5 protein-coding genes are annotated in these 5,377 nt (G+C 66.4%); all 5 read left to right on the top strand.

Features of this window, described 5'->3' with window-relative positions; all coding sequences use genetic code 11:
- A partial coding sequence (locus tag P2Q66_RS20470; RefSeq protein WP_275731102.1) for a glycerol-3-phosphate dehydrogenase/oxidase occupies positions 1-1,739 on the top strand: 1,739 nt, incomplete at its 5' end.
- Positions 1,740-1,779: 40 nt separating this feature from the next.
- Positions 1,780-2,268, top strand: a complete 489-nt coding sequence (locus P2Q66_RS20475) for a PTS sugar transporter subunit IIA (protein ID WP_079597378.1) — start codon at positions 1,780-1,782, stop codon at positions 2,266-2,268.
- Between the two features lie 79 nt (positions 2,269-2,347).
- The gene (locus P2Q66_RS20480; RefSeq protein ID WP_275731103.1) at positions 2,348-3,199 is read left to right on the top strand and encodes an SURF1 family protein; all 852 of its coding nucleotides are present in this window, start codon (positions 2,348-2,350) and stop codon (positions 3,197-3,199) included.
- Positions 3,196-3,699, top strand: coding sequence for a DUF3817 domain-containing protein (locus P2Q66_RS20485; protein ID WP_275731104.1), 504 nt, complete (start codon positions 3,196-3,198; stop codon positions 3,697-3,699). Before P2Q66_RS20480 ends, P2Q66_RS20485 begins: the two co-directional genes overlap by 4 nt.
- 107 nt (positions 3,700-3,806) lie before the next feature.
- The coding region (gene guaA, locus P2Q66_RS20490) for a glutamine-hydrolyzing GMP synthase (protein ID WP_275731105.1) at positions 3,807-5,377 on the top strand (1,571 nt) is incomplete at its 3' end.

The following is a 5,377-nucleotide window of genomic DNA, read 5'->3' on the forward strand; positions in this document are numbered from 1 at the left end:
TGAAGACTGTTCCTGCAAACGGAGGAGCCCTCGGCCCGGCAGCCCGGGAAGCATCCATCCAGCGGCTCCGGGACACCTCCCAGCCTGGCCAGGAACTGGACATCCTCATTGTCGGCGGCGGCATCGTCGGCACGGGAGTGGCCCTCGACGCCGTGACCCGCGGGTTGAGCGTCGGCATTGTTGAAGCGAGCGACTGGGCAGCCGGCACGTCCTCGCGGTCTTCCAAACTCATCCACGGCGGGCTGCGCTACCTCGAAATGCTCGACTTCGGGCTGGTCAAGGAAGCCCTGCAGGAACGCGGGCTGCTGCTCTCCGAGCTGGCGCCCCACCTCGCCCGCCCGGTGCCCTTCCTTTACCCGCTGACCAAGCCCTTCATCGAGCGGCCCTACGTGGGCGCGGGCATCGCGCTGTACGACGCCATGTCGATTTCCAGCGGCCACAGCCGCGGTGTTCCCTTCCACAAACACCTCACGAGACGCGGCACCCTGCGGGCCGCCCCGAGCCTGAAAAACGATGCCTTCGTGGGGTCCATCCGGTACTACGACGGCCAGGTGGATGACGCCAAGTACGTTGCCAACCTCATCCGGACTGCTGCCTACTACGGTGCACACGCCGTGAACCAGATGGCCGTGGTGGACTTCCTGCGCGAGGGCGAACGCGTGGTGGGAGCCAAGGTGGTCAACCGCGAGGACGGAACGGAGTTCAACATCCGCGCCAAGCAGGTCATCAACGCCACCGGGGTCTGGACGGATGAAACCCAGGCCATGGTGACGGATCGCGGCCAGCTGAAGGTCCGGGCATCCAAGGGCATCCACCTGGTGGTGCCGCGGGACCGGTTCCAGTCCACCGTGGGGCTGATCCTGCGGACCGAGAAGTCCGTGCTGTTCGTCATCCCCTGGGGCCGGCACTGGATCATCGGAACAACCGACACCGACTGGAACCTGGACAAAGCCCACCCCGCGGCGTCCAGCAAGGACATCGACTACATCCTTGAGCACGTCAACCAGGTCCTCAAGCGGCCGCTCACCCGGGAAGACGTAGAGGGCGTGTATGCCGGGTTGCGGCCCCTGCTCGCCGGCGAAAACGACTCCACCGCCAAGCTTTCCCGCGAACACGTGGTGGCCCACCCCGTCCCCGGCCTCGTGGTGGTGGCCGGCGGAAAGTGGACCACCTACCGGGTCATGGCCAAGGACGCCGTGGACGAGGCAACCCGCACCATGGACGAACGGGTTCCGCCCAGCTGCACGGAAACCATCCCGCTGCTCGGTGCCGAGGGCTTCAGGGCCGCCTGGAACCGGCGCAACCGCACCGCGGAGGAATCCGCTGTGCACGTGGCCAGGATCGAACACCTGCTCAACCGGTACGGTTCCATGACGCCCGAGGTGCTGGCCATCATCGAAGAGGACCCGTCCCTGGCAGAACCGATCCCGGGCGCGGACGACTATCTCCAGGCCGAGGCCGTCTACGCCGCCACCCATGAGGGTGCCCGCCACGTCCATGACGTCCTGACCAGGAGGACCAGGATCTCCATCGAGGCCTGGGACCGGGGTGTGTCCGCCGTTCCGGTTGTCGCTAAACTGGTGGGTGACGTCCTTGGCTGGAGCGACGCACAGCGTGAAAATGAGGTCCGGCACTACATTGCGCGTGTAGAGGCCGAACGCCTCAGCCAGCAACAGCCGGACGACGAATCCGCAGACGCCGCCCGCCTGGGCGTGGAAGACATCGTGCCCTTGCGCTGAGGGGCTGATAGCCCAGCACTGCTGACCGAAGGGATACGCCTTGGCGGAACCACTTGACCCGTATGATGCCGACCTCACCACCCCCGAGATGGTGATCCTGGAACTGGAGGCATCCGATAAGGCCGACGCCGCCACGCAGCTGGCAGAGCGGCTGTTCGCCGCCGGGCGCGTCTCGGACCTGGAGGGGTTCCTCAAACACGTCAACGCCCGGGAACACCAGCTGGCCACCGGACTGCCGGGCGGCATAGGGCTGCCGCATGCCCGCAGCGAGTTCGTCTCCCGCACGTCAATCGCCGTAGGAATCGCCAAGTACGGCCACGCGCTGGACTTCGGGGCGGCGGACGGCCCCGCCACCGTGATCCTGCTCATCGCCACCCCGGCCAGTTCGTTCTCCGACCATCTTGAGGTCCTGGCAACCCTTGCCCGGTCGCTGTCCAAGGAATCGTTCCGCGAGTCACTGCGCCGCGCCTACGACGCCGAGGTCATCGCCGAACTCATCAATTCCAGCCTGGTGTTCTTCGACCACTGAGCCGGTACCGGGCCGGCCAAGGGTACCTTCCAGGGCCGGCGTTTAGTTGTTCTACAGAAGTACGAAGTACGGTTAAGACGTGTGGAAAACTGCCCTTAAGCCCCGATGGATCGCAGGCTTCGTCTTCGCGATCGCCATTTCCGGGGTCTTCGTGCTGCTCAGCCAGTGGCAGTTCGGGCGCTCCACATCGCCCGAGGTGCCGGTCAACCCCGCCACCGAGCAGGTCCAGCCGCTGACGGACACCCTGCAGCCGGGCGAATTCTTCCACGGAACCGACGCCGACCAGATGGTCAGCGCCCAGGGCACCTATGACCCGGACAAGCAGGTCCTGGTCCCGGGACGGCTGCACGGCGGAAAAACCGGCTACTGGGTGGTCTCCGCCTTCGCCGTCGACGGAGCCCCGCCACTGAGCGGCGCCGCCGCCTCGCCCCGGACGTGGATCCCCGTGGCCCGCGGCTGGGTGGCGGAACCCGGTGACGCGGCAGCACCGCCGTCGGGCCTTATCGAACTGACCGGACGGCTCCTGCCATCCGAAGCCCCGCTCCCAGGGGAGGCACCCTCACCCGGGGAGGCCACCGCCGTCTCGGTGGCGGAACTGATCAACTACTGGGAAGTCAGCAGCTACCCGGGCTTCGTAGCCGCCACCGCCGAGGTGGCCGGGGGAGCCGACGTCAGCCCCGCCGCGGTGCCAGGCGACCTCCTGCCACTGAACATCGGCCCCCAGCCCCCCGCACAGCAGATCAACTGGCTCAACCTCTTCTACTCCCTGGAATGGGTAGTGTTCGCCGGCTTCGCCCTCTTCATCTGGTGGCGGCTGGTCAAGGACGACTACCACCGGGACCTCGAGGACATCCTTGACGAAGAGCACGACGCCATCTCCCCTGAGCAGCCCCAGCACCCTGAACAGAACCAGCAAAAGGTACAGCCATGATCGATCCAAAACCGGCCACCCCCACGCAGGCCACCGGCAAAACGGCCGGCAAGAAGCGCCGCTTCGGCGGTACCGAGGCCCAGATCCGCTCAGCCCTGAAGTTCTACAAGGTCCTGGCCTACCTCACCGGTGCCATGCTGCTGCTGCTCTGCGCCGAGCTGATCGCCCGCTACGGCTTCGGGCAGTACCTGTTCGCGGGCGGCACCAACGCGGTCACCGGCCAGCCCTTCGGCTTCGGCTTTGCGGACGCTGAACCCCACGGTGTGCTGGGCGGGGTCAATCTGTCCGTCGCAGTCCTCATCGTGCACGGCTGGATGTACGTGGTGTACCTGATCTCCAACTTCCGGCTGTGGTCGCTCATGCGTTGGCCGTTCCTCAAGCTGATCCTGCTGGCGCTGGGCGGCGTGGTTCCGTTCCTGTCCTTCATCGTGGAGAAGAAGTTCCACGCCGAGGTGGAGGCCGAGCTCGCAGCCAACCCGCAGGCGCCGCAGCGCTACTGAACCGCGGTCCCGCGTCGGGGCGCCTTCCCGGGGCCGCCAACGTTTGGTGCGTCACAGCGCGGCCTCTCAAGGTGCGCCGGTGCAACGGCGCAAAGTAGGCTATTACGGTGACTACTCCCACTGCATCCCAGACTTCCCAGAAGCCGGTGCTGGTTGTTGACTACGGTGCCCAGTACGCGCAGCTGATTGCCCGCCGCGTCCGGGAAGCAAATGTGTATTCGGAAGTGGTTCCGCATACCTATTCCACCGAGCAGCTCCTCGCCAAGAACCCCGCCGCCATCATCCTGTCCGGCGGCCCGTCCAGCGTTTACGCCGACGGCGCTCCGAGCGTGGGTGCCGACCTTTTTGAAGCCGGCGTTCCCGTCTTCGGCATCTGCTACGGCTTCCAGGCCATGGCCAACGCCCTCGGCGGCAAGGTGGACAAGACCGGGCTGCGGGAGTACGGCTCCACGGAAACCACCATCCTGGGCGAGGGACGTTCCGTCCTTGAGGGCATGCCCCAGCACCAGAACACATGGATGAGCCACGGCGATTCCGTCCACGAGGCGCCGGAGGGATTTGAAGTCCTTGCGACGACGGCGGGCGCCGAAGTGGCTGCCTTCGCCAACGAGGAAAAGGGCCTGTTCGGCGTGCAGTGGCACCCGGAGGTCAAGCACTCCGCCTATGGCCAGCAGGTCCTTGAGAACTTCCTTTTCAAGGGCGCCAAAATTGAACCCAACTGGACCACCGGCAACATCCTCGAGGAGCAGGTGGAGCGGATCCGGAAGCAGATTGGCGACGCCCGCGTCATCTGCGGCCTTTCCGGCGGCGTGGATTCCGCCGTCGCAGCAGCCCTCGTCCAGCGCGCCGTTGGTGACCAGCTCACCTGTGTCTTTGTGGACCACGGCCTGCTGCGTGAAGGCGAAGCCGAGCAGGTGGAGCGCGACTTTGTTGCCGCCACCGGCGTGAAGCTGTACGTCGCGAACGAGCAGGAACGCTTCCTGTCCGCCCTCGCAGGCGTCAGCGACCCGGAAACCAAGCGCAAGATCATCGGCCGCGAGTTCATCCGCGCGTTCGAAGAAGCGGAACTGGCCATCATCGCCGAGGCCGCCGCGCACGGCGAAAAGATTAAGTTCCTGGTCCAGGGCACCCTGTACCCGGACGTCGTCGAATCCGGCGGCGGCGAAGGGGCAGCCAACATCAAGAGCCACCACAACGTGGGCGGCCTTCCCGAGGACCTCCAGTTCGAACTCGTGGAACCCCTGCGCGCCCTCTTCAAGGACGAGGTCCGCGCCGTCGGTGCCCAGCTCGGCCTGCCGCAGGAAATCGTCGGACGCCAGCCCTTCCCCGGCCCCGGCCTGGGAATCCGCATCGTCGGTGAAGTCACCAAGGAGCGGCTGGACCTGCTGCGCAAGGCGGACGCCATCGCCCGCGCCGAACTGACCGCCGCCGGCCTGGACAACGAAGTGTGGCAGATGCCCGTGGTCCTGCTGGCGGACGTCCGCAGCGTCGGCGTCATGGGCGACGGCCGCACCTACGGCCACCCCATCGTCCTCCGCCCGGTCTCCTCCGAGGACGCCATGACGGCTGACTGGTCACGCCTTCCCTACGAGCTCCTGGCCAGGATCTCGAACCGGATCACCAACGAGGTGGAAGGCGTCAACCGCGTGGTGCTCGATGTCACCAGCAAGCCGCCGGG

The organism is Arthrobacter sp. Cr_A7 (assembly GCF_029222765.1).
Lineage (GTDB): Bacteria > Actinomycetota > Actinomycetes > Actinomycetales > Micrococcaceae > Arthrobacter.

What these genes read in the sequence shown, in the direction of transcription:
- P2Q66_RS20485 (WP_275731104.1), top strand. Translation starts at nt 3,196, where the DNA reads ATGATCGATCCAAAACCGGCCACCCCCACGCAGGCCACCGGCAAAACG.